Source organism: Chloroherpetonaceae bacterium (assembly GCA_025056565.1).
Lineage (GTDB): Bacteria > Bacteroidota > Chlorobiia > Chlorobiales > Thermochlorobacteraceae > Thermochlorobacter.
Window position 1 is genome coordinate 1 of record JANWWA010000017.1, and the last position, 22,628, is coordinate 22,628.

Consider the following 22,628-nt stretch of genomic DNA (forward strand, 5'->3'; position numbering starts at 1 on the left):
CACCATCAAGAACGAGCGCTTGAAGTTTGAGCGCTTGGAGCCGTATTCGGGCAAGTTCATTCACGCCGAAGGGGAGTATGTGGAACAAGGCAAGACGAAGCGCGTCGCCGTGTGCATTGGTCCAGAGTTTGGGACGGTCTCGGCGGAGTTGGTGCGCGAGGCGGCAAAAGAAGCGGTAAAGCATTTTGACCTGTTGGTAGTGTGTGGGTTTGCCTTTGAGCCGCAGGTGGGCGAAGAGACGAAAGCGCTGGGTCGGCTAATGGTCTTGAAAGCCAAGATGAGTCCAGAGTTGCAGATTGGCGAAGGCTTGCTGAAAAAGACGGGGTCGGGGAATTTGTTTGTGGTCTTTGGCGAACCTGACATTGAGTTGAGGCGGTTAGCCGATGGCAAGTTAGAAGTCGAGGTGCGCGGCGTCGATATCTACGACCCCACGACGGGCGAAGTGCGCAGCAGCACGACCGATGAAATTGCCTGTTGGTTTGTGGATACCAACTACAATGGGGAGAGTTTCTTTGTGCGGCAGGCGTATTTTACGGGCGCGGGCAATCCTTACGAGCGTTTGAAGCGTGCCTTAAAGGCAGAGATTTCCGAAGAAAAGTGGGCGCAGCTCTACCGCACGGTCTCAATGCCGTTTGAGAAGCCCAAGACGGGCAAAATCGCCGTCAAGGTCATCAATCACTATGGCGATGAAGTGGTGAAGGTTTATGACACGCATCAAATTTGACCGCTTTTCAGCACAGATTCTGCACCAAGCCTGCGTTGCCTTTCGCTCTATGTTCTCCGCTTTCCGTTGCGTGGCTCGGTGCACAGAAAGCCCTGCCGAAGGCGCTTTTCGGTTTTGGGCAAAAGTATCTTTCGCAGTCCTGTAGTCATGAGTCCCGAACCAATTAAGGCTTGGCGGAACTTGTAGGCTTCGCGCAGAGAGTAAGTTTGTCCATCGAGTATCCATTGCAGAAACACGCCATCTGACATTGCCAGCTCCAAGCGCGTGAAGGACTCGACATCTACCTCTACAAAGAGTTTGAGCTTCATTAACTCTTTTGCAATCTGTCCTCCTAATTCAGCCAGATGCGCTTTCATTTCACGAATGCGATTTAGAAAACGTGGGTTTTGTGAGCGAATCGCATGTGCCCAAAACTCGAGCAGAATGCTGGCATGCGAGGCATGCTTTTCATAGAACGCAACGGTCGTTTCAATTAGCGCATCTGCCTTAGCCAATGGCTCGAGATAGGCTTCGGCTTGGCGCGTCATTTCAGTTTCATACTCTGAAATCCACGATTCATAGACCGCAAGGAAAAGTTCTTCTTTGGTCTCGAAGTATTCGTAAAGCGTGCCTTTGCCTACGCCTGCAGCATCGGCAATATCTTGCATTTTTGTCTCGTGAAAGCCTTTTTGCGCAAAGGTCGCAATTGCCGCTTGGAGCAAGGTTTGGCGTTTGGCTTCTCGGGCTTCGTCGCCCAGAGAGCGTGTTAGCGATTTTGTTTTCATTGCAGATACCACGATGCAGTGTTGCTTTTGAAGATACACACACGGCGGAAAGATACGCTGGTGCTTTTTACTTCTCTACGCTAGTTCGTTTTGAAATCACAAGGAAGTTTGTGAAATTTTTAGCGTTCATTTGTCCCATCTCAATCTGCTGTAAGGAGGTAGTAAGATGACTGGCAAAGTTGACAAGCGCAATGAAAAGCTCCTCGCCAACATTCACCTTGATAATTTTGACTTTCTGGAAATCCCTGAGCTTTATATCTACTCAGGTGAGCTAACGCGCAGTGAGATTGCCTATTTACGCGAGCGGTTAGATGAGATGCGGCGCGTGCGAGAAAACTGCGACCCTGAATCACAGATGCGAATGCGCCGCGCCAATGAGCGAGAGATTGCGTTGCACTTCGGAGAAATGCGCTATCGCCGTCTTCAGCTCCGTATGCAGATGAACCTCAAAGAGTATTGCGAGCGCTTCATTGAAAGCTCCGATGATGAAATCCCATACCGTTTCTCCCTTCGTCGCCTCATGCGGAGCCTTCAACGGACACTGTCGCGCTGGATTCGCAACCTAAATGGTTAGGTCGCGGAAAAAAGTTCTGCTCGTTGCCAATACTTCATGGTATTTGTGCAACTTTCGCATCGGTGTCATTCGCTACTTTCAGGCTCAACAATTTGAGGTTGTTGCTGTCTCACCAAAGGATAATTTTTCCCATCAGCTTCAAGGATACGGTTGTCGCTGGGTTGATTTGCCGCTTTTGCCGCATAGCACCAACCCACTGAGCGACCTATACTTACTTTGGCGACTCTATGCGCTCTACGCAGCCGAGCAGCCTGCACTGGTAATTCACTATACAATCAAACCCAATGTGTATGGCTCTCTTGCAGCGGGTCTCTTGCGTCTTCCTTCTGTTGCCGTCTTTAGCGGCGCAGGGCGGGCATTTGCAAAGCAAGATTGGCTTAATCGCATCGTGAAGCGGTTGCTGAAAATAGCCCTGCGCTTTGCGACTGAAGTCTGGTTTGTTAATCCTGATGACCGCGCACTGTTTCTTGCAGAGCAGTTGGTCTTGCCAGAGAAAACCTACCTTGTGCCCGGTGAAGGCATTGACACCGCGCATTTTTCTCCCCAGTCTGCTCTGGCTCACCTTCCACCAAGCTCTTCTGACAAAGTTATTTTCCTAATGAGCGCTCGTCTTCTGCGCGAAAAGGGCGTAGAACTCTATGCACAAGCGGCACGGTGTCTGAAGCCGAAGTATCCCAATGCCGAGTTTCAACTTCTTGGTTTTTTATCGGAAGGCAACCCTGCTTTCGTGTCCAAAGCTGAGGTAGAGAGCTGGAAAGAATATGTGCAGTATTTAGGCGACACGCAGAATGTCCTGCCTTATCTCTCTGCTGCGGATTGCGTGGTTTTACCTTCCTCGTATCGTGAAGGCACCCCGCGCACTTTGCTTGAGGCAGCCAGCCTCGAAAAGCCCATCGTGACCACCAATCAGGTGGGTTGCCGCCATGTTGTAGAAGATGGTGTAACAGGCTTTCTGGTTCAGCCTAATAATTTGAAGGATTTGGTAGAGAAGCTGGAGCGCATTCTTACAATGTCGCCTGAGGCGCGTGCCGAAATGGGGCGCCGTGGTCGCCTAAAAATGCTAAAGGAGTTTGATGAATCCTTAGTGATAGAGTGTTATCACGCGCTCTTGCAGCGCCTTCACCTTGCCTAAGACTTTAATAAGACTTTAAAACTAGCTTTGCGAAAACGCTACCTTGCTTTGCCGAAAAAATAAAAGCGCCGTATGCAGGGCTGCAAAACGGCGCTCTTCCAATTAACTATGACAATGAGAAGTAAAGAACAGAAAGAACACTGCACAATTAGTAAGCAAAATTTTCGATTCTGCCAAATGTTTTGCTTAAAATTGCAAAAAGACTAAAAAATTTAAAGTTTTCTTAATAGAAAGCTAAAAAACTTAGGTTTTTTTGCAATCACTGCCACCAAAAGTAGAGTCTAAACCATCAAAGAAACGGTCACAGAGAATTGATTGCCCGTTTGCCGTCTTCCACATGCAGGCGCTTTGCTGGGCAATGCGTTAGGGCAGCGCTCTTTGCTTTCTGTTTAGTAACTATGGGAAAGGTGAGCCAACTTTTACGCGCTTATCAATAAACTCGCTGAACCAGAGTTCCAGTGTCAGCAGTGCCCAGATGCGATGTGCACTGTCTTCTTCTCCCGACTTATGCCGCCGCAGCATTTCGGTGATGGCTGCGGGTCGAAAAATACCGCGTCGCCTAAGTCGCTCGGGTGAAAGCAGGTCATCAATCATCTCATCTAAGTCATTGCGCACCCATGCCCGCAGCGGTGCCCCAAATGGGGCTTTTGGTCGATACACAATTTCTTTTGGCAAGTAGCGCTCTGCCACCTTCTTCAGCAAGGCTTTTTGCTTGTAGCCTGTAAGCAGATTTCCACCCATTTTATACTTTGCAGGCAAGCGATGCGCAAACTCCACGATGCGGTAATCCACAAATGGCACGCGCTCCTCGACGCTGGCTGCCATAGAGGATTTATCGGAGTAGGTCAAGTTTAAGCTTGCAAGAAACATTTTCGTATCCAGCGCGCACATCATTGTTACAAGGTCTAACTGCGGCTGGCGCGATAAGAGCGCTTCACGAATCTCCAAGTGGCGACGAATTGGATACGATGCTCGATAATCAGGCATCGCCACTTCTTGAAACTCTGGCGTGAGCAAATTTCGAAGCTCAGTTTCGTTGTAGTATGCGTAGCTGCCGATAAAGGCGTCAAAATCAGGAAGCGATGCCGAGCGCACAAAGCGTTTCGCCCAGCGAAAGAGCCTTAGTCCCCCTTTCTTACTGGCAACTGGCAATGCATTTATCAGCGGTTCAATTGCATAGCGGCGCAGCGCCTGAGGCAAGCGCTTGTAGAGACTTGCCATCTTCACTGCCAAGTGCTTGCGATAGCCTGAGAACAGTTCATCTGCCCCCATCCCAGAGAGCAGGACAGTTGTCCCACTTTCTTTTGCTGCCTTGCAAATAAGGTAAGTGTTAATGCTCGCAGGGTCGGCAATTGGCTCATCGAGGTGATAGACCAGTTTTGGCAGAAGTTCAACCACATTAGGCTTGATGACAATTTCGCGATAATCTGCCCCGATATGCTTTGCAACGATTTTGGCATATTTCTGGTCGTCAGGCATTGCCTCGAATTTCTTATCGGCTTCGGTGAAGGCAATAGTGTAGGTCGTAATTGGCTCACCTTTCTGCTGGGTCATCAGCGCCGCAATGAGTGAAGAATCCAGTCCGCCTGAAAGAAATGCGCTGACCTTGACATCTGCAATCATCTGTCGGCGCACGGTGTCTTGCAGCAGGGCATCAAGCTCGTCAAGATAGTGCTGCTCGCCTCGGTCATCGCCGTAGCCCTTGAAATCAATATCCCAATAAGGCTGAAGTGTGGCACGACCGTTTTGAATCAAGAGGTTACAGCCAGCAGGCAATTTTTCAATGCCTTTGAATGCTGTGCGTGGCTCTGGTGTCCAGAGAAAAAAGAGCGTCGACAGCACGCCTTCAGGATTGGCTTCACTTGGCAGCTCTTCACATTGCAACAGCGATTTAATTTCAGAGGCGAAAATGAGTCGCTCGGATGACAGTTGTGCGTAGTAGAGGGGTTTTTCGCCTACTCGGTCACGTGAGAGCATGACCAAGTTGCGCTGCGTGTCGACCAATGCAAACGCCCACATTCCATTGAGCCGCTCCACACAAGCCGTGCCCCACTCCAAGTAAGCATTGAGAATCACCTCCGTATCGGTTCGTGAGCGAAAGATGTAGCCTTTTGCTTGCAACACTTGGCGCAGCTCAAGGTAGTTGTAAATCTCGCCGTTGAAGATAATCCAGACACGCTCATCAGGCGTGCTCATTGGCTGATGTCCCAGAGGTGAAAGGTCAATAATTGCAAGGCGGCGAAACGCCAAGCCTACCTTGAGCGCGTCGGTCGAGAGCATTTTTATGCCGCTGTCGTCAGGCCCACGATGCACCATCACACCTGACATCTGCTCCAGCAGCTCTTGGTCATAGAACCCTACAGTCCCTGCAATGCCACACATAAAATTTTTGAAACATTCCGCTTATTTCCTTCGTTACTTTTGAAGCCTGCGGTTCGGTTCTTTCTCTCTAAGTTATCAAAATAGCAACACATCAGAGCAACTGCTCGCCTCTTGCAAGCTGCTCGCTCTTTAAACTTTCAGGCGAATTGCTTGTCTAACAGGAGGGCGATGTTCGCTTTCTGTAATTGCGTGTTACAACATCTATTGTACTAAACTTACACTGTCTTGACTATGAGAAAAGTTTTATCTCTGATATTTTTTACCGCTCTGCCCACACTGGCATTTGCACAAAGCTACTCGGTGCAGGGGCGAGTTGTTGCCGAAGCTGACCAATCGCCGCTAATAGGAGCGAAAATTACGCTCTCCCGTCTGCCCGACTCGGTGCGTAGCGGCGCCATTACAAATGCAAGCGGCGCATTTGTGATTCAAAATCTGCCCGCTGGAAAGTATGTGCTTCGCGTCAGTTACATCGGTTATCGTGACTATGTCTGGCGATTCGAGCTAAAAGAATCGGTCAATCTCGGCACGATTGCAATGAAAGAAAGCGGACTTGTCTCTGATGAAATCGTCGTCGAAGAACGCCTCCCTACGGCGGTGCAACAGGGCGATACAGTGCAGTTCAATGCCAGAGCCTTTAAGACCAATCGTGACGCTACAGCCGAAGACCTGATTACAAAAATGCCCGGTATCTCGCTGCAAGGTGGGCGCGTGCAAGCCCAAGGTGAACAGGTGCGGCAAGTCTTGGTCGACGGCAAACCTTTCTTTGGTGAAGACCCCAGTGCCGTGCTTAGGAATCTTCCCGCCGAAATGATTGACAAAATTCAGGTCTTTGACCAGCAAAGCGAGCAAGCTCGCTTCTCAGGCGTCGATGACGGCAACACCATCAAGACAATTAACATCATTACCAAGCCTGCATATCGCAATGGCACCTTTGGTCGAGCATTTGCAGGCTATGGCGACCGCCAGAGTTACAAAGCAGGCGGCAATCTTAACATTTTTAGCGAACAGCAGCGCATTTCAATTATTGGGCAATCTAATAATCTGAATGAGCAAAACTTTGCATCTGAAGATCTCTTAGGCGTTGCCAGTTCGAGTGGACAAGGCGGCGGGCGACGCGGTGGTTTCGGCGGCGGCCGTGGTGGAATGATGATGGGTGTTTTTGGCGGTCCGCCTCCACCGGGGGTCTTTAACGCCAATCCTACGGCGGATTTCCTTGTTGCGCAGCAGAATGGTCTTATTACTACTCATGCACTTGGCATTAACTACATTGACGAGTGGGGCAAGAGCACAGAAGTGTCAGGCAGTTACTTCTTCAACCTGAGCGACAATCTGGCCTCGACCTCGCTCTTTCGGCAGTTCATCTTGCCATCGCAAGCAGGGCAAACTTACTCAGAGACCAACCTTGCTGACACACGAAACGGCAACCATCGTCTTAATTTGCGCATTGATCACAAGTTCAGTGACTTTACCTCAATCCTACTCGTGCCGCGCCTCACTTGGCAACACAACCGTGGTCGCAACGACCTTGATGGCATCACGTCACGTGCCAACACGACACTGGGCAACACCCGCAATGACTTTGCCTCTGACCTCACTGCTGCGCGCTTTTCCAACTTGCTTTTGTTCCGTCATCGCTTCGACACGGGGCGCACTGTCTCACTTTCACTTAATACCACCTATAACCAAAGTGATGGCGAAAGTAACCTCGTGGCACTGAATCAGTTCTTCCCCGATGAGACACTTGGGCAGCTTTTTTTCCGCTCGGATTCGCTAAACCAATTCTCCAACACGCGCCAGCGTGGTTGGGGCTGGACAGGCAATGTGACCTATACAGAGCCACTTTCACTTAATCATTTTCTGCAATTCACTTACATTGCAAACTACCGCCCCAATTCGTCGGATAATCAAACTTTCAGCCGCCCACCTCTCAGCACGGATTTTCGGCTCGATACGCTGCTCAGCAACCGCATTGAAAGTGCTTATCTGACACAATCCGCCAGCGCAGGCTATCGCTACTTTACGCGCGATGTAATTCTTTCACTCAACTTGGGCTATCAGTGGGCGGATCTTCAAAGCACGCAAGAATTCCCGTTTGCTTTTGCGATTCAGCGTCGCTTCCAGAACCTGTTGCCCTCTGCTTTCTTGCGCGTGCGATTTTCCGATAACCAAAATCTTTTCTTTGCTTACCGCACCAGCACGGTCGAGCCAACCGTAGTGCAGTTGCAAGAGGTACTCAACAACAATAATCCACTTTTGCTTTCAATCGGCAATCAGTCGCTTAACCAAGAGTTTCATCACAACTTGATTTTCCGCTATTCATCGGTTGATGTAGGAGCCGCCAGCTCGTTTTTCGTGCTTCTCAATGCTAACTTCCGCCAAGACTACATTGGCAACAGCACCTTGATTGCCGCGCGTGATACACTGGTGCAGAGCCGCATTCGCTTGCGCGCTGGTGCTCAGCTTACGCAGCCCGTCAATCTCGACGGCTATTACAGCTTGCGCAGCCTTGTTACCTACGGCGTTCCATTGCCACTGGTGCAAACCAATCTTAACCTTAGTCTTGGCGCAAACCTCACACGCACCCCTGCATTGCTAAACGGCGAAATGAACATCGCCACTACTCCCTCGCTCAATGCTGGTATCACGCTTAGCAGCAACATAAGCGAGAAACTGGACTTTACCATTTCTACGACTAGCAACTACGGCTCTACACAGAACACGCTGCAGCCACAGCTCAATGGTCAATTTTTCAACCAGCAAAGCCGTATCAAATTCAACTGGGTTTTTGGTGATGACTTTGTGTTTCAAACCGACCTGACGCATCAATACTTCTCGGGTCTATCACAAGACTTCAATCAGAATTTCGTGCTCTGGAGCGCTAGTATTGGCAAAAAGTTCTTTGATGGACGCGCCGAAGTGCGGTTGACTGTGTTCGACATTCTCAACCAGAACAATAGCATTCAGCGCAACATCACCGAAACATTCATTGAAGACACACGCACCGATATTCTGCAGCGCTACGCAATTCTTACCTTTACCTATAACTTGCGCCAGAACTAAGTGGCACACCACACACCGCGCGGCACATCTATGCTACACCCAACTTGCCTTGCTCCTCTCCCCCTGTGGGAGAGGGACAAGGCAGTACGTGCAGCACTGAGATACCATGCTCTTTTTGCTATGCCAGTGCTGCTTTTTTGCAACTTCTATAACTGCTTATGAGGTGAGGCGGGTTTTCCTGCAGCTTGCAATTGCTTTTTAGACCAGAGATAATTTTTCCAGACAAACGACACACTGAGATACACCAGTGCACCTGATGCCACACCGATGCCCCAGCCTGCCAGCACATCGAGTGGGTAGTGCACGCCGACATACACCCGTGAGTAGCCCGACAGGAAGGCAAAGCCAATCAATGCAAATGCAAACAGCCTGTCGACCCGTCCTGAGTTGGCACAAAATAGCCATGCAACTGTGGCTACTGCCGCAGCATTAGCTGCATGAGAGGAAGCAAATGAAAATGAGCGTGTCTGGTCGAGCAGCAAGCGCACATTTTCCAGCTCAAAGCAAGGACGAGCGCGTTGCACCAACGGCTTGAGCAAGCCCGATGCCGTTTGGTCAGCTATTGCAACAGCGAGCATTGAGAGCACAATCGGCAGTACACTTTCTCTTTTTCGCGTTACAATTAGGTAACCTGCTGCCAGCGCTGCAATCACCCATGAGCGCTTAAAATCTGTTACAAAGAGCATCACGCTGTCAAGGTAGGGCTGACCGAAGCCCTCATTGACACACCGAAAAAGCCATACATCAAACTGGTAGAGCAGTTCCATTGCATTTCTACTCCATCAGACCTTTGCCTTTTTCTTTTGCGACGGTTTCTCTACCCCATCTTTTGCCTTCGGTTTTGCCAGCGTTGAGCCTACTGGTGCAGGGTTACGCTTCGCCTGCCAGTTGACATAGAGCTGCTGCACAATGCTGAACACATTGAACATCAAGTAGTATAGCCCCAGTCCTGAGGGAAGATTGTTGAAAAAGAGCAGCAGCATTATGGGCAAGACGACGTTAAAGACTTTGGTTTGTTCAGGTGGCGCACTGCTTGGTGTAATCTTTTGCTGAAGGTAGGTCGTAATTGCCATTAGGATTGGGAAGACGGCAATGTGGGAGCCGTAGAGCGGAATGGTAAATGGAAAGGTAATGATGGCATCGGCGGTTGAAAGGTCTTTTGCCCATAGAAAACTTTCCTGACGCAGTTGAATTGAGGAGCGAATCACATAAAACATTGCAAAGAGCAACGGCATCTGCAAGAGAATTGGCAAGCAACCGCTTAGGGGATTGACACCAGCTTCCCGATAGAGCTTCCCCAGTTCATTTTGCATCTTGACGGCATCATTCGCATATTTTTTCTGAATTTCTTGAATTTGCGGTTGCAGCTGTGCCATTTTTTTCATTGAGTTGGTGGAAGCCACCGTCAGCGGATAGGTTACCAGCTTGATGAGCAAGGCAAAGATAATGATGATAATGCCGTAGTTTGGAATGAAGCGCTCGAGCAAGTTAAAGACAGGTAGAATAATCCACTCAGCAAATGGACGTGTTAGCCACTCCCAACCGAAGTCCATTGTCTTTTCAAGGCTGGAGCCTGCCTCACGCACCAGCACATAGTCCAGTGGGCCGACATAGAGTGTAAAGCCGTTTTGCACCACATTTTGGTTGAACGGTAGGCGTTGCTTTAAGGCTACGGTGTAATCTTCAAATACATGCTTATCATCTTTGGCAGTGCGTTTGCCTTGTAGGTATGCACCTTCGGCGTCTTCATCAGCAATGATGGCAGCAAGGAAATACTTGCTTTGCACCGACACCCATTTTGTTGCGCCATCTGGTTGAAGTTTGAAGTCTCTGTCTTTGCTATCTGCATCTAACTTTTCCAGTGAGCCATTGAGATAAGCGTGGGCGTAGGAATTATTTGCTTCCTCGAGTTCATCTTTCTCCGAGTGTGCCAGTCCTCCGTTCCAGACAACTTGATAAGTTGCACCACGCACCAGTTCACTAATGCCATACAAACCTGTCTGATACCGAATTTGATACTTATCGCCCACGAAAGTGTAGGTGATTTGAATGCGTCGCCCCTCCGTCAGTGACAACTCAAATGGCACAGTTGCCGTCTGGTTCCCAGTGAGCTTAATTAGGCGGGCATCGGTTTTGGGCGTAAAGAATAAGTCATTTGTGTTCACAATTGCTTGGCGAGGATCTTTGCCTTCAAAGAGCAATGACAGTGCACCATCTTTTGCCGTGATTAGGTCGAAGGGCTTGCGCTCCCAGTCAAGGTATTTCTTTTGCACAAATGAAATCAGCGTTGCGCCTTTCGATGACAATTTTGCGGTAAAGAGATCGGTTTCAATCGTGATGGTATCGGCTGTGCCTTGCATATATGGAGCCAGCTCACCTGCTGGTGCGGTTTTCTGCTGCGCTGCCAGTGCGCGTTGCACGGAGTCGGCATATGCCAGTGCTGCGGAGTCTAAGGTCTTTGGTTTTGGTGGCTTTGGCTGCGGAGAAGGTGTAAGGAGCTGAAACCACACAATGAAAATGAGTCCGATAAGCAGAAATCCAATGAGTGTATTTCTGTCCATTGTGCAAATGAGTTAATGGTCTTGATGTTGATGCCCTTGTGGTCTCGGCACGGGGTCATAGCCGCCTTTGGCAAACGGATGACACCGCAAAATTCGCCATAGCGTTAGCCAAAACGCTGCAAAGAAGTTATGCGTTTGAAAGGCTTCCAAGCCGTAACTGGAACAGGTGGGTTGAAAGCGACAACTGCCTCCCAGATAAGGCGATAGCATCGCCTTGTAGAGGCGAATGAGCAGAATCGGCAGAAAGTTCGTGATGCGCCAAATCCAATGTAACTTTGGCACTGTGTGTTGGTTCGTTGCACTTTGCATACTCTTGGTGCAATTAAGTTCCAGAATCCAGAATCACATCGCCCAAATCACGGCTGACCGTGCGCGCGGCTCGAATCCGGCGAATAGCTGATAGTTCGTGATGAATCTGCTCAAATGCATAGTGCGCAGTGCCGCTTGTCGCATCTACATCCAGTTTGCCACGCAGTTCTACCACCAGTTTCTCCATCATTTCTTTCAGCACCTCTTTTGAGATTTTTTCAAGGTTTTTTCCTGATTGACCAGTTGCCAGAGTTCGTCACGTGTTTTTGGACGTGCAAGGTCTGCAAACACGGCTTTCAGTATGCGTCGGCGAATATTGGCATGATGCCGCTCCTGCTGCTTGACCACTATCCAAATACCCCGAACCAGCGGAATGAGGAAAAATAGCACGGAATAGACAAACGGGAACCAGCCCAAGACCAGTCGCACAGTAGGTGTGATAGCAATTAGCCCGAGAATTGTCTGCTCCGCTGTTAGCACGAAGTAAGAGAAAAACAGATTAAAGCTATTCATCAGCACAATTACAAGGTTACGTCCAAAGTCATTACCGGTCCAGACATATTCAGGTTCGTATTCATCCCAGTAGTAGACGATTGCACTTTCTTCGGCAGCTACTTTGCCCCGCAAGAGTTCATCAAACTCTGCATATAGCACACCGTCTTCGGTTACTTTCAATTGTCCGCGAAATTTTGCCACATACTCTGCAAGGAAGTTCTCCATTTCATCGGTGCTCCAGCCCGTTAGCGCTTGCAACTCTGCGCCGACCAGCACGCCTTTGTTTTTGCGTAGGAAAGCAGCCAGCTCTTTTTCATTAGCCAGTGGGTCGATTTCCACGCGTGGTGGCCCAAACACAAAATCATAGACCGATGCAATGAAGCCTTTTTTTGCCTTGTTCAAGGCACCCGCTGCAGGTTGATACTGGCGATAGCGGTAGCCTTGCGCATCAGTTACATACATCACCGTGTCCGTCACCTGCGCAAATCGGAAAATCATCATAAAAAGGTCGCCGATGACGCGGAGGTCTATAGAGCCTTTTGCGCTGCCTTTTTTGTCTTCTTTGCTCCCTGAGGCTGCAGATGCAGCTAAGATGATAGCCACAAGGAGAATGACGACAAACACAATGAAATAGACCACCATCACCAGCGCAATGCAGGCCTTGTAGATAAGCTGAAAGCCTCTCCAGAGCCAAGTAAGCACCTCGAGCAGAATTTCTGCTGCGGTTTTGGCATTTCGGCGTCGAAGCGTGCGTCCAAAGTCATAAATCACATCGCCTTGCGCAGTCGCTTGCACACGGCAGTTGTACTTGCTGATGAGGGTCTCGAAAGCGTGTGTCAGCTCATTGAGTGCAATGCCTGTGCCTGCAGCGGCATCGTTTAGCGTAAAAGGCTGCTTTCGTGCTGCAACCCACGACTCCAATCGCGCTACCGTGTCTATTTTCCCGCTCTTGACCACTTTCCTGAGTGAAGACAAGCCTTGAAAATAACACTTACATAGGAGAATGCCCAGCTTTGCGCATTTAGATTGTATTTTTTGAGGCTTATGTGGCTGGATGGTTTTGCTTAACTTTTGTGTCAGTATGCCATTACGCTTTTCTCTGCAAAAAGCTGTTCAATTTCAAGCAATATCAAGTTGGCTTGAGTCGCACCGTTCTCTTATTCTGCGGGTCATAAATGGTGCGCTGATTGTGCTTGGCACGATTGCGGTGGTCTCACTCATTGTGCGTATCGGCTTCTTTCTGACCCCAGACCAAGAGCAAGTGGTAGAGTTGCTAGAGCAAGCGATTCTGTATGTTTTTGCGTTGCAGGCGTTTCTGAAACTTGCGTTAGCTCCTAACAAGCGGGCGCATCTTCGTATGCGCTGGCTTGAACTCATCATCTTCTCCGTTATCTTGCTCTACCTTTTCTCACCTCTTGCTATTGAACGATTGCTTATGTCGCTTAACCCCCAGCTGACGCCTGAAAACATCACGAGTGTGTATCTTGTTATCACGCAGTTTTTCGTGGTGCTGGCGCTTTTGCCAGCCACACTGCGCTACAGCAGTCGCGTGATGACTGCCAACGTGCAGCCCGCTACAATTTTGCTTATCAGCTTTCTTGCACTAGCCATAGGCGGTGCAGGCTTTCTAATGCTGCCCAAAGCGACTGCTCAATCCTCACTGACAATCGTTGATGCATTGTTTATGGCAACCAGTGCAGTTTGTGTAACAGGTCTTACAACCGTTGATACCGCCACAACCTTTTCACACACTGGGCACTGGATTTTACTTGTGCTGATTCAGGTTGGCGGATTAGGCATTATGACGCTCACTACTTTCTTTGCTGTTGTAGGTGGTGCTGGCACGCGCCTTAAAGAATACATTGCTTTGCGAGACCTCTTAGGCGAGGAGAGTTTAGGACAGATTCGCTCGCTTCTTTTCCAAATTGGCTTCTACACTTTCGTGATAGAGGCGATGGGTGCCATAGCGATTTACTACACTTTGGACTTAGATGACGCACCGCTGCACCACTCCCCGATGTTTTTTGCTGCGTTTCATTCCATCTCTGCGTTTTGCAATGCGGGGTTCAGCTTGCTTTCGGAGAACTTTGCAGCGCCGCCCTGTCATCAGAACGCAGCGTTTCTTTTTGTAGTGATGAGTTTGGTCACGATTGGCGGATTAGGCTTTCCCGCACTTTCAAGCCTCTCTCACTATGTTCAAGCACTTCTTAGGCGTTTGCCACAAGCCCGCCTATCGCTTCACGCAAAGCTTGTCTTCATTACATCCAGCCTGCTTATCGTGATTGGCACAGTTGGATTCTTCTGTTTAGAGCATGCCAATACGCTTCGTGATGCTACACTGAGCAGCCAGCTTTTAGATTCGCTATTTCACTCCATTATCGCACGCACAGCAGGGTTTAACACGCTGAATGTGGGGCAGTTTACCACGCCCACACTTTTTTTCCTCGTTGCACTAATGTGGATTGGTGCTTCACCTAGCTCTACGGGCGGCGGTATCAAGACGACAACAGCGGCTCTGGCATTGATGAACATCGTTGCAATTGCCTCAGGCAGAAACAAAATAGAGCTTTTCCGCCGCCGTGTGCCTGACCGCGTTATCACGCGCGCATTTAGCACGGCACTGCTATCGCTGCTCTACATCGTGGCAGCGCTTTTTGTGCTCCTGCTCACCGAACAAGAGAAATCTTTTCGCTTTGAAGCCTTGCTGTTTGAAGTGGTCTCAGCCGTTAGCACGGTCGGCTTATCGACTGGCATTACTTCGCAACTTAGTGATGCGGGCAAACTGGTGCTTACAGTGTCAATGCTGATTGGACGCGTGGGGTTTTTAAACATCATCATTGCACTGACTCGCCCACGCATACACAGCAGCTACGACTACGCAGAAGAAACCGTTATCGTGTCCTGAATTATGGCAAAGAAAATTGCAGTTATCGGTATCGGAAACTTTGGGTCGCATCTAGCCACGACACTGGCTGCACAGGGTGCAGAAGTTTTAGCGATTGATTCTTCAATGGAGCGCTTAGAGGACATCAAAGACAAAGTTACTTACACTGTGCGCTTGGACTCCACAGAAGAAAAAGCCCTGCGTGAGCAAGCCATCACAGAATTTGATGTGGTAATTGTAGCCATCGGCGACGATTTTGAGGCAACGCTGCTGACGGTAGCCGCCCTGCAAAATATCGGTGTGCAGCGCATTATCGCACGTGCGACCACGCAAACCCACGAGCGCATCTTGCGACACTTAGGCATCAGCGAAGTGATTTCACCCGCTGTAGAGGCGGCTGAACGCTTGGCAGATAGCCTAATGTATCGCGGCGTGATTGATTCGCTGGAGCTGTCTTCTGAATACTCTATTGTAGAAGTCAGTGCACCGCCCTCGTTTGTCGGTAAGACACTTGCTGAACTCAACCTGCGCGAAAATTTCGATGTCAATCTCATCACCATTAAACGCATTGAGCAAGAGCCTCGCCTGTTGGGTCTGCGCTCGCGCACGATTGAGAAAATTATGGGTATTCCTACCCCAGATATGGTCGTGCAAAAAAACGATATTCTGGTGCTCTTTGCGAAAAAGCCCGCAATTAATAAGATGTGTAACGGCAGCGCCGACTAACAGCACATGTAGCCTTTCGGCAGCACAGCTTGCGCTTCTTCGGAGAGCGCTGTTCACGCTTTGGCGTAATTCAAAGCGTAGTGCAGGTTCAGCAAAAGCGAGCGAGGCGAGGCTCTTTTACACAGTGGTGCTCAGCTTTTTCTGCACGTGCGATGTTGCTTCGTAGATTTTTGCTGCCACAAGTTTTTGTTGCAAGTTTTCTAATTTCATTGCGAACTACTTCAAACAACTAAGACCGACTTAGCTATGCCAAAAGAGAAAGCCGCCGAGAAAGCATTAGACAAAATCAATGCCGAAAAGCGTAAGCAACTTGAGCTTGCGATTGACTCGCTAGAAAAGCAGTTTGGTAAAGGCACGATTATGACGCTGGGGGACGAGGTTAATACCCAGATTCCCGTTGTGTCGACAGGCTCCATCACACTGGATTTTGCACTGGGCGTTGGCGGCTTGCCCAAAGGAAGAATTATTGAAATTTTCGGCCCCGAGTCATCTGGTAAGACAACGATTGCGCTGCATGCTATCGCTGAGTGTCAGAAGGAGGGCGGCGTGGCTGCATTTGTCGATGCTGAGCACGCCTTCGACCCCAACTACGCAAAGCGCGTTGGCGTCGATGTCAAGTCACTGCTGTTTAGCCAGCCTGAATCTGGTGAGCAAGCGCTTACGATTGTAGAAACATTGGTGCGCAGTGGTGCCGTCGATATTGTCGTGGTAGACTCTGTGGCTGCACTTGTGCCACAAGCAGAGTTGGAAGGTGAAATGGGTGATGCGCAAGTCGGCTTGCAAGCACGCTTAATGTCTCAGGCACTGCGCAAACTAACTGGCGCCATCTCTCGCTCGAGCTGCATTGCAATTTTTATCAACCAACTGCGTGAAAAGATTGGCACGGTTAGCTACGGCGACCCTACTACCACAACGGGCGGTCGTGCACTCAAATTCTATGCTTCAGTCCGACTTGACGTGCGCCGCATCGGAGCTATTAAGGAAGGCACAGACGTTATTGGCAATCGCACCAAAGTCAAGGTCGTGAAAAACAAAGTGGCTCCTCCATTTAAAGAAGTGGAGTTCGATATCATCTACGGCGAGGGTATTTCTAAAACGGGTGAGCTAATTGACCTTGCCGTTGAGATGGGTATTATCAAGAAGTCTGGAGCGTGGTTCAGTTACGAGGGCGAAAAAATTGGTCAAGGTCGTGAAGCCGTGCGAGAGATGTTAAAGACGAACAAGGACTTTTTTGACAAAATCTATGCGCAAGTGCGCGATGGCTTAATCAATGAGCGTGTCGACCTTAGCGTGGCACCTACTCCTGAAGAGGAGGCGGATAATCAACTTACCGAAGCTGAAGTGGAAGAGTAGAGCATTTTCAGCGCGGTGCATGCTATTTAATTTTCAGGGTGGGTTAATTTCTTAGCCCACCCTTTATTGCTCTCTGCGATGATTCCCTGCTCTAAGCAATTGCTCCGCCGCAGCTGGAGCCTGCTCCTGCCGTGCAACCATAGCAATGTTGCTTGGTTACAATCCTGCGTGTGCGAAGTTGTGCAAAGTCGAAATCCTTAATATGCATCGGTGCACCAAAGCCCACTTTCAGCTCTAACATCTGATTGAAATCACAATCGTAGAGCGTGCCGTCCCAGCCAATAGAGAGCGTCGTGCGGCACATTACATTGCGCGCCGCTGCAGGATTAAACAGCGACACCAGCCTTTGCATATATGATTCGTAGTTGCCCGACGCTATTAAGTAGTCCAGAAAGCGACCGATGGGCATATTCGTGATGGTGTAGAGATGGTTAAACTGCACCCCATACTCGACATTTAGCACACGCTTGTAATCGGCTTCCAAGCCTGCTTGATTGGGCGGCAAAAATGCTCCAACAGGGTTATAGACCAAATTCAAGATAAGCCCTGACTCCTCCTGACCATAGCCTAGATGATTCAAGCGTCGGATTGCCTCAATAGAGCGCTCGAAGACCCCCTCTCCGCGCTGCTTATCGGTGTTCGTAGCCGTGTAGTGAGGCAGCGATGAGATAACCTCTACGCCGTGTGCGGCAAAAAATTCAGGTAAGTCCTCGTAGCCTTTTGCGAGCAAAATCGTCAGGTTCGAGCGCACCATCACATGTCGCCCTAACTTTTTTACTTCGCTCACAAACCAGCGAAAATTTGGATTCATTTCGGGAGCACCGCCTGTAATATCGACCTTCGGCACATCTGTCTTTGCCAGTGCCTCTAAGCACAGTTGCATCGTTTCTCGGCTCATAATCTCACGTCGGTCTGGCCCTGCATCGACATGGCAGTGCCGACAAACTTGATTGCAGAGTTTGCCTACATTGACTTGAAATACCTCAATGCCTGTCGCAGTGAGTGGTCCTTCCCCTATTGATTGGTATGTTTCATCAAATGGCGGCAGAGTGCAGCGATTCTGAATAATCTCGAGCTGCGTTTCAGCGTTTGCTAACGCCTCACCGAAAGCCTGCATACTTTTGTGTCGCACCATTGTTGCATCAGTTTTGTGTTACATAGAAAGTTTCTGGTAGACATTTTTCATCTGCACGCCGTGCACAAGGCTTGCACCGCCGCGAATCGCTGCAGCCACATGAATTGCCTCTGTCATCTGCTCAAGCGTGGCACCTTTCTCCAATGAGCTTTGCGTGTATGCATCAATGCAATATGGACACTGGACTGCATGCGCTACCGCCAATGCAATGAGCGCTTTCTCCCGCTCTGAGAGTGCCCCTGCAGCGAATACTTCGTTATACCACGAGAAAAACTTATCCATTAGCTTCTTATTACCTTCTCCTACTGATGCAAACTTGGCAAGGTCTGCTGGGTTGTAGTAGGTCTCCATATCGTTCTACTGAGTTTAGGTTTGTTGAAGGAGTGTTCGTTGCTTTGTGTTTAGCATTGCCTTATTGCAATGTAAAATTTTTTTGCGCTTCATTTAGAGCCGAGATGCGCATCTTTTTCGCTGCAGTAAAGTGGGTCGAACTGATGTGGGTTTGTCTTCTGCTTCCAGCGGTTGGGAGGTAAAATGACTAATTAGTTATTGGGCTTTTCAGGCAGTGCCGCAGCGCCGCTATGGGCAATCACACCAGCCGCTGAGACCGCCAGATGGTTTTGTTTGAGCGTCTGGCTCTCTGAGGAAGCAACAACACTGTTGGACACAGGGTCAGTAAGGCGACGGTAGACAGTCGCTGCTGTAATTTTCTCGCTATTAGACTTGGACATCTTTTTCATTTCTGCCAAAATCATACTGACCTCTTCCATTGAGCACGAACTTTTTTCACCTGCAATAACCAGCATCGCAGCACTCACTGTCAGCAAGGGGAAACGCTTGAGGTTTCCTTCACGGTCTTTTGCCTCCAAGTAGCCATTTAAGCGGTCCTTTTCATCGTAGAGTTCCTTCACGCTCTCCGTAAACTCCACAATTGCTTCTTTTGCTTGGCGGTAGGCATCTTCGAAAGGCACATTTTTGAAGCCCAAAAAGAAGTCATCGCCTCCGATATGCCCAACAAGGCAATTTTCTTGCGTAAAGCGCCGGCGCAAAATATCGGCAAAGAGCAAGATGGCCTTGTCGCCTCGTCTGAAGCCATACTTGTCGTTGTATGGCTTGAAATTATCGAAGTCGTAATAAACCAAAGCGTAGTGATCGACTTTTTGCTCAAGTCCTTCGGACACATATGCGTGAATAACTGTATTGCCTGGCAGCTTGGTCAGTGGATTTTGGTCGCGCGCTGCCGCTACATTCTTTTCATTGATGATGCGTAACAGCGACTTGGTGCTCAGAAAGCCGATATATTGCATATCCTCTACGATAATAATACCTTCCGCATCATCCTCCATTGAGAAAATTTCCAGCATCTGCTCCGCTCTGGTGTTGATGTCGACAATTGGGCAGCGCACGATGAAGTCTTTCAGTGACTTAGCGGCAGATTTATTCTTGAGCAGTTGCCGCCCGTAGAGCGAGTAAGCAAAGGCCTTGATGTCACGCTCACGTACAATCCCGACTGGTTCATTGTTTGGAGTGGTAATCGGGCAAAAGCTAATGTGTTTGTTTTCCAGAAAGTAGTTGAAGACTTCCTCCATATCGGCGTCAATGGAAAGCTGAGGAATATATTCAGCTTTGTCATAGATGAGTTGCTGGTCACTTACGCTTTTACGTCGGTCTAAACGAGCCAGTCGCTCGACATATTCATATTTTAGCTGTAGCTGGGTGATATCGGTGGTAGGAGCTTGAAAGAGATAGCCTTGCACAAAGTCGCAGCCTAAATCGCGGCACACATAGTACTCCTGCTCGGTCTCAATTCCCTCAGCGATGACGGTGATGCCAAGCAGATGTGCCATATTCACAATGCTGGTTACAAAGAAGCGCTTCTTGGAATCAGTGGCGAGGTTTGAAATGAAGAAGCGATCAATTTTGATAAAGTCAGGCTCAAGCGTGTAGAGCAGTTGCAAACCCGAATAACCGACCCCGAAGTCATCAATTGCGATGTTGTAAGACTGCGCTTGCGTGATTCTTAAAATTTGCAAGACTCGCTCGGTGTTTTCCAGCCGCTGCCGCTCTGTGATTTCAAACGTCATACTGTGCGGCTTTAAGCCATAGCGTGCTAAAATTCTCGCCGTATGCCCCTGTTGATAGTCAGGCATATCGATAATGCGAGCATCCACATTGAAGAAGAGCTTGGCTTTTTCGTGCAGTCCTGCTGCAATGAACTTTTGAATTGCTTTTTCTCGCAGGAATAGCTCTACCTTGAAGAGCACCTTTTCACGATACGCCGCATCAAAAAACTCCTGAATGGTGTCGAACCCCACTGCTTGATAGTTGCGCAGCAGGGCCTCAAAGCCAAATGCAGCACCTGTATGGACATTGATAATCGGTTCGAAGGCATAGTCGACGATGTCAAATACAATCGCAGCCCATTTTTCTTCCAGTGTTCGCATCGCCATAGTTGTGCATTGAAAATGAGCCAAAGATACGCTTTTTTAGGCAATGCGGTCTAACGGTATAAGTAGCCGTGCGAATTAGGAACAAAGCGGGATTCTTAGCGGACCAGCCGACCGCTATCCCAAGAGCGAGTGCTTTGCTTCGTCTAGCACCACGCTCTCCCCTCTGGAGATGCACTGAGACCTTTACATAAACTCCTCGAGCTGACGACGCTTTAGGGCATCAACCACCGTTTTTACCTCTTGCGAGCGACCACGTTTGCAAATCAGCAGTGCATCTTTTGTATCCACAATTAGCACATCATCAATGCCGACTACAGCGATGCTCTTGCCTTTCGGTTTAATTGCCAAAACATTGTGTGCTTCATTTAGCACAATCGCTTCGTCCATAATGTGCTCTTCTCGCAGGTATCGGAAAATTTCGTCCCAGCTACCCGCATCTGACCAGCCAAATTGCCCTTCCAGCACATAGACCGATTCAGCCTTTTCCATTACGCCGTAGTCAATTGAGATGGGGTGTACCCAGCTATAGACATTCTCAATGGTTTTCTTTTCACGGCGCGTGCCGATTGCTTCAATAATATGCTGCATATCCAGATAAAGGTGCGGCAGGCAGCGCTGAAACTCTTTGGTGATGCTGCGTAAGTGCCACACAAACACTCCACTATTCCAGAGAAAGTCGCCGCTGGCCAGAAAACCTTTTGCCGTTTCAAGGTCAGGCTTTTCTGCAAAGGTAATCACCTTATGAGCCGTTACGCCAAAGCGCACTTTAATGGAAGTGGTCAGGTCTGTATGAGCTGTATCGGCTTGAATGTATCCGTATCCTGTTTCGGGACGGTCTGGCTTGATGCCAATCGTTACCAGTGCATCGGTGCGGTCTGCAATCTCGATAGCAGCACGCAGCGTTTGCTGGAACAGTCCCACATCCGAGATAAGATGGTCGGCAGGCAAGACACATACAATTGCATCAGGGTTGCGTTTGGTGATGTAAGCTGTAGCCAAAGCAATACACGGTGCAGTATTGCGCGCCGCTGGTTCAACAATGATGTTTTTGCTAGGAATATGTGGCAGTTGTTTTTTTGCTAAAACCTTCCCGGACTTATTCGTTACAATAAGCGTGTTTTCAGGCTTCACAATACCTTGCAGGCGCGCAATTGTTTTAACAATCATTGTGCCGTCGCCAAAGAAGTCCAGAAATTGTTTTGGCATTTTTTTGCGGGAGAGGGGCCAGAGCCGTGAGCCTACGCCACCTGCCATCACGACTGCATAGACACGCTCACTGGGCTCATTTTGTTCATGTGCATTGAGGTAGGGCAGCGTATTGAGAGATGCGATATCGCTCATACCGTTGCTACTTTGATTGTAATGGAGAGCGAAGTTAAGTATCTTAGCGCCATTTCTCAATGCCAAACACCTGCGCCGCTTGACACGCAGCGAACTGGATAACATAGTCAAGCAGCTGTCGCCATCGCTTACACTATCCAGTGTTCAGCAGGAGCAACTCTGGCGCTACGCCGAACTTTTGCTGGCTTGGAACAAAAAAGTCAATCTTGTCAGTCGCAAAGACGAGCATAATGTGCTCACCAAGCATATTCTTCACTCGCTTTCCATCGCACTCTTTCACTCGTTCAAAAAAGGCGAGCGTGTTTTGGATTTGGGCACAGGGGGCGGTTTGCCTGGTATTCCACTTGCAATTGCTTTCCCCAACACACTTTTTTTGCTCATTGACGCCATCGGCAAAAAAATCACCGCTTGTCAGGATATGATTGCACAACTGGGCTTAAAAAATGTAGTTGCGCAAAAAAAGCGTAGCGATGAACTCAAAGGTGTCAAGTTTGACACCATCGTGAGCCGTCAGGTTGCCGCAATGCCAGAACTCTGCAAGTGGGCTGCTCCACTGCTTAGGAAGGGCGGCAAGCTCATTTCGCTTAAAGGGGGTGATATTGAAGCCGAAATTGCCGAAGCACTTCTCTACGGCGCAGAGCACCTTACATTTCCAGAACGCATTGAACAGCACCCGATTGACTTCTTAGGCGAAAGGTTTGCTGAAAAAGTTGTTGTCATTGCGGAATAATCAAATGA

19 protein-coding genes are annotated in these 22,628 nt (G+C 49.1%); 8 read left to right on the forward strand and 11 right to left on the reverse strand.

Going from position 1 to position 22,628, the window contains the following annotated elements:
* Positions 1–724: site-specific DNA-methyltransferase (locus tag NZM05_11300; protein MCS7014198.1), on the forward strand; the 724-nt coding region annotated here is incomplete at its 5' end.
* A gap of 47 nt (positions 725–771) precedes the next feature.
* Here the strand turns inward: NZM05_11300 and NZM05_11305 are convergent.
* The gene (locus NZM05_11305; GenBank protein ID MCS7014199.1) at positions 772–1,488 is read right to left on the reverse strand and encodes a TetR/AcrR family transcriptional regulator; all 717 of its coding nucleotides are present in this window, start codon (positions 1,486–1,488) and stop codon (positions 772–774) included.
* A gap of 166 nt (positions 1,489–1,654) precedes the next feature.
* On the opposite strand from NZM05_11305, the gene NZM05_11310 reads away from it, so the two are divergent.
* Together NZM05_11310 and NZM05_11315 are read left to right on the forward strand one after the other, a co-directional pair.
* A complete protein-coding gene (locus tag NZM05_11310) occupies positions 1,655–2,062 on the forward strand; it encodes a hypothetical protein (protein MCS7014200.1) in 408 nt (135 codons plus the stop codon).
* On the forward strand, positions 2,055–3,194 hold the full coding sequence (locus NZM05_11315; protein MCS7014201.1) for a glycosyltransferase family 4 protein: 1,140 nt from the start codon (positions 2,055–2,057) through the stop codon (positions 3,192–3,194). Before NZM05_11310 ends, NZM05_11315 begins: the two co-directional genes overlap by 8 nt.
* Before the next feature lie 396 nt (positions 3,195–3,590).
* Here the strand turns inward: NZM05_11315 and asnB are convergent, their stop codons facing one another.
* Positions 3,591–5,576: an asparagine synthase (glutamine-hydrolyzing) gene (asnB, locus tag NZM05_11320; GenBank protein ID MCS7014202.1), complete on the reverse strand. Its 1,986-nt coding sequence runs from the start codon at positions 5,574–5,576 to the stop codon at positions 3,591–3,593.
* Between the two features lie 231 nt (positions 5,577–5,807).
* Between asnB and NZM05_11325 the strand changes: the two genes are divergently transcribed.
* The gene (locus tag NZM05_11325) at positions 5,808–8,636 is read left to right on the forward strand and encodes an outer membrane beta-barrel protein (GenBank protein ID MCS7014203.1); all 2,829 of its coding nucleotides are present in this window, start codon (positions 5,808–5,810) and stop codon (positions 8,634–8,636) included.
* Between the two features lie 146 nt (positions 8,637–8,782).
* On the opposite strand, the gene NZM05_11330 is transcribed toward NZM05_11325, so the two are convergent.
* From NZM05_11330 to NZM05_11350, 5 genes are read right to left on the reverse strand one after another with little or no spacing between them, the layout of a single operon-like run.
* The gene (locus tag NZM05_11330) at positions 8,783–9,403 is read right to left on the reverse strand and encodes a phosphatase PAP2 family protein (GenBank protein MCS7014204.1); all 621 of its coding nucleotides are present in this window, start codon (positions 9,401–9,403) and stop codon (positions 8,783–8,785) included.
* Between the two features lie 15 nt (positions 9,404–9,418).
* The gene (gene yidC / locus NZM05_11335; GenBank protein ID MCS7014205.1) at positions 9,419–11,197 is read right to left on the reverse strand and encodes a membrane protein insertase YidC; all 1,779 of its coding nucleotides are present in this window, start codon (positions 11,195–11,197) and stop codon (positions 9,419–9,421) included.
* Positions 11,198–11,209: 12 nt separating this feature from the next.
* Positions 11,210–11,479, reverse strand: coding sequence for a membrane protein insertion efficiency factor YidD (yidD, locus tag NZM05_11340; GenBank protein MCS7014206.1), 270 nt, complete (start codon positions 11,477–11,479; stop codon positions 11,210–11,212).
* A 40-nt stretch (positions 11,480–11,519) separates the two neighbouring features.
* On the reverse strand, positions 11,520–11,696 hold the full coding sequence (locus NZM05_11345) for a hypothetical protein (protein MCS7014207.1): 177 nt from the start codon (positions 11,694–11,696) through the stop codon (positions 11,520–11,522).
* Positions 11,697–11,701: 5 nt separating this feature from the next.
* The gene (locus NZM05_11350) at positions 11,702–12,922 is read right to left on the reverse strand and encodes a hypothetical protein (GenBank protein MCS7014208.1); all 1,221 of its coding nucleotides are present in this window, start codon (positions 12,920–12,922) and stop codon (positions 11,702–11,704) included.
* Positions 12,923–13,082: 160 nt separating this feature from the next.
* Between NZM05_11350 and NZM05_11355 the strand changes: the two genes are divergently transcribed.
* From NZM05_11355 to recA, 3 genes are all read left to right on the forward strand, one after another.
* Positions 13,083–14,906: an ATPase gene (locus NZM05_11355; GenBank protein ID MCS7014209.1), complete on the forward strand. Its 1,824-nt coding sequence runs from the start codon at positions 13,083–13,085 to the stop codon at positions 14,904–14,906.
* Positions 14,907–14,909: 3 nt separating this feature from the next.
* Positions 14,910–15,611 (forward strand): TrkA family potassium uptake protein, encoded by a 702-nt coding sequence (locus tag NZM05_11360; GenBank protein ID MCS7014210.1) that lies wholly within the window; start codon positions 14,910–14,912, stop codon positions 15,609–15,611.
* A gap of 246 nt (positions 15,612–15,857) precedes the next feature.
* Positions 15,858–16,964: a recombinase RecA gene (gene recA / locus NZM05_11365; protein ID MCS7014211.1), complete on the forward strand. Its 1,107-nt coding sequence runs from the start codon at positions 15,858–15,860 to the stop codon at positions 16,962–16,964.
* Positions 16,965–17,055: 91 nt separating this feature from the next.
* On the opposite strand, the gene arsS is transcribed toward recA, so the two are convergent.
* The 4 genes from arsS to NZM05_11385 form a co-directional block, all read right to left on the reverse strand.
* Positions 17,056–18,099 (reverse strand): arsenosugar biosynthesis radical SAM protein ArsS, encoded by a 1,044-nt coding sequence (gene arsS / locus NZM05_11370; protein ID MCS7014212.1) that lies wholly within the window; start codon positions 18,097–18,099, stop codon positions 17,056–17,058.
* Positions 18,100–18,117: 18 nt separating this feature from the next.
* Positions 18,118–18,450 carry an arsenosugar biosynthesis-associated peroxidase-like protein gene (locus tag NZM05_11375; GenBank protein MCS7014213.1) on the reverse strand — a complete coding sequence of 111 codons (333 nt, stop codon included), beginning with the start codon at positions 18,448–18,450 and terminating at the stop codon, positions 18,118–18,120.
* A 191-nt stretch (positions 18,451–18,641) separates the two neighbouring features.
* A complete protein-coding gene (locus tag NZM05_11380) occupies positions 18,642–20,549 on the reverse strand; it encodes a GGDEF domain-containing protein (GenBank protein ID MCS7014214.1) in 1,908 nt (635 codons plus the stop codon).
* Positions 20,550–20,732: 183 nt separating this feature from the next.
* Positions 20,733–21,890 carry a sugar phosphate nucleotidyltransferase gene (locus NZM05_11385; protein MCS7014215.1) on the reverse strand — a complete coding sequence of 386 codons (1,158 nt, stop codon included), beginning with the start codon at positions 21,888–21,890 and terminating at the stop codon, positions 20,733–20,735.
* Positions 21,891–21,969: 79 nt separating this feature from the next.
* On the opposite strand from NZM05_11385, the gene rsmG reads away from it, so the two are divergent.
* Positions 21,970–22,620, forward strand: a complete 651-nt coding sequence (rsmG, locus tag NZM05_11390) for a 16S rRNA (guanine(527)-N(7))-methyltransferase RsmG (GenBank protein MCS7014216.1) — start codon at positions 21,970–21,972, stop codon at positions 22,618–22,620.
* Positions 22,621–22,628: the final 8 nt, after the last annotated feature.

Bases quoted from the DNA above. Each gene is read 5' to 3' on its own strand.
- NZM05_11305 (MCS7014199.1), bottom strand. From the start codon at position 1,488: ATGAAAACAAAATCGCTAACACGCTCTCTGGGCGACGAAGCCCGAGAA.
- NZM05_11310 (MCS7014200.1), top strand. From the start codon at position 1,655: ATGACTGGCAAAGTTGACAAGCGCAATGAAAAGCTCCTCGCCAACATT.
- NZM05_11315 (MCS7014201.1), top strand. From the start codon at position 2,055: ATGGTTAGGTCGCGGAAAAAAGTTCTGCTCGTTGCCAATACTTCATGG.
- asnB (MCS7014202.1), bottom strand. From the start codon at position 5,576: ATGTGTGGCATTGCAGGGACTGTAGGGTTCTATGACCAAGAGCTGCTG.
- NZM05_11325 (MCS7014203.1), top strand. From the start codon at position 5,808: ATGAGAAAAGTTTTATCTCTGATATTTTTTACCGCTCTGCCCACACTG.
- NZM05_11330 (MCS7014204.1), bottom strand. From the start codon at position 9,403: ATGGAACTGCTCTACCAGTTTGATGTATGGCTTTTTCGGTGTGTCAAT.
- yidC (MCS7014205.1), bottom strand. From the start codon at position 11,197: ATGGACAGAAATACACTCATTGGATTTCTGCTTATCGGACTCATTTTC.
- NZM05_11345 (MCS7014207.1), bottom strand. From the start codon at position 11,696: ATGATGGAGAAACTGGTGGTAGAACTGCGTGGCAAACTGGATGTAGAT.
- NZM05_11355 (MCS7014209.1), top strand. From the start codon at position 13,083: ATGCCATTACGCTTTTCTCTGCAAAAAGCTGTTCAATTTCAAGCAATA.
- NZM05_11360 (MCS7014210.1), top strand. From the start codon at position 14,910: ATGGCAAAGAAAATTGCAGTTATCGGTATCGGAAACTTTGGGTCGCAT.
- recA (MCS7014211.1), top strand. From the start codon at position 15,858: ATGCCAAAAGAGAAAGCCGCCGAGAAAGCATTAGACAAAATCAATGCC.
- arsS (MCS7014212.1), bottom strand. From the start codon at position 18,099: ATGGTGCGACACAAAAGTATGCAGGCTTTCGGTGAGGCGTTAGCAAAC.
- NZM05_11375 (MCS7014213.1), bottom strand. From the start codon at position 18,450: ATGGAGACCTACTACAACCCAGCAGACCTTGCCAAGTTTGCATCAGTA.
- NZM05_11380 (MCS7014214.1), bottom strand. From the start codon at position 20,549: ATGGCGATGCGAACACTGGAAGAAAAATGGGCTGCGATTGTATTTGAC.
- NZM05_11385 (MCS7014215.1), bottom strand. From the start codon at position 21,890: ATGAGCGATATCGCATCTCTCAATACGCTGCCCTACCTCAATGCACAT.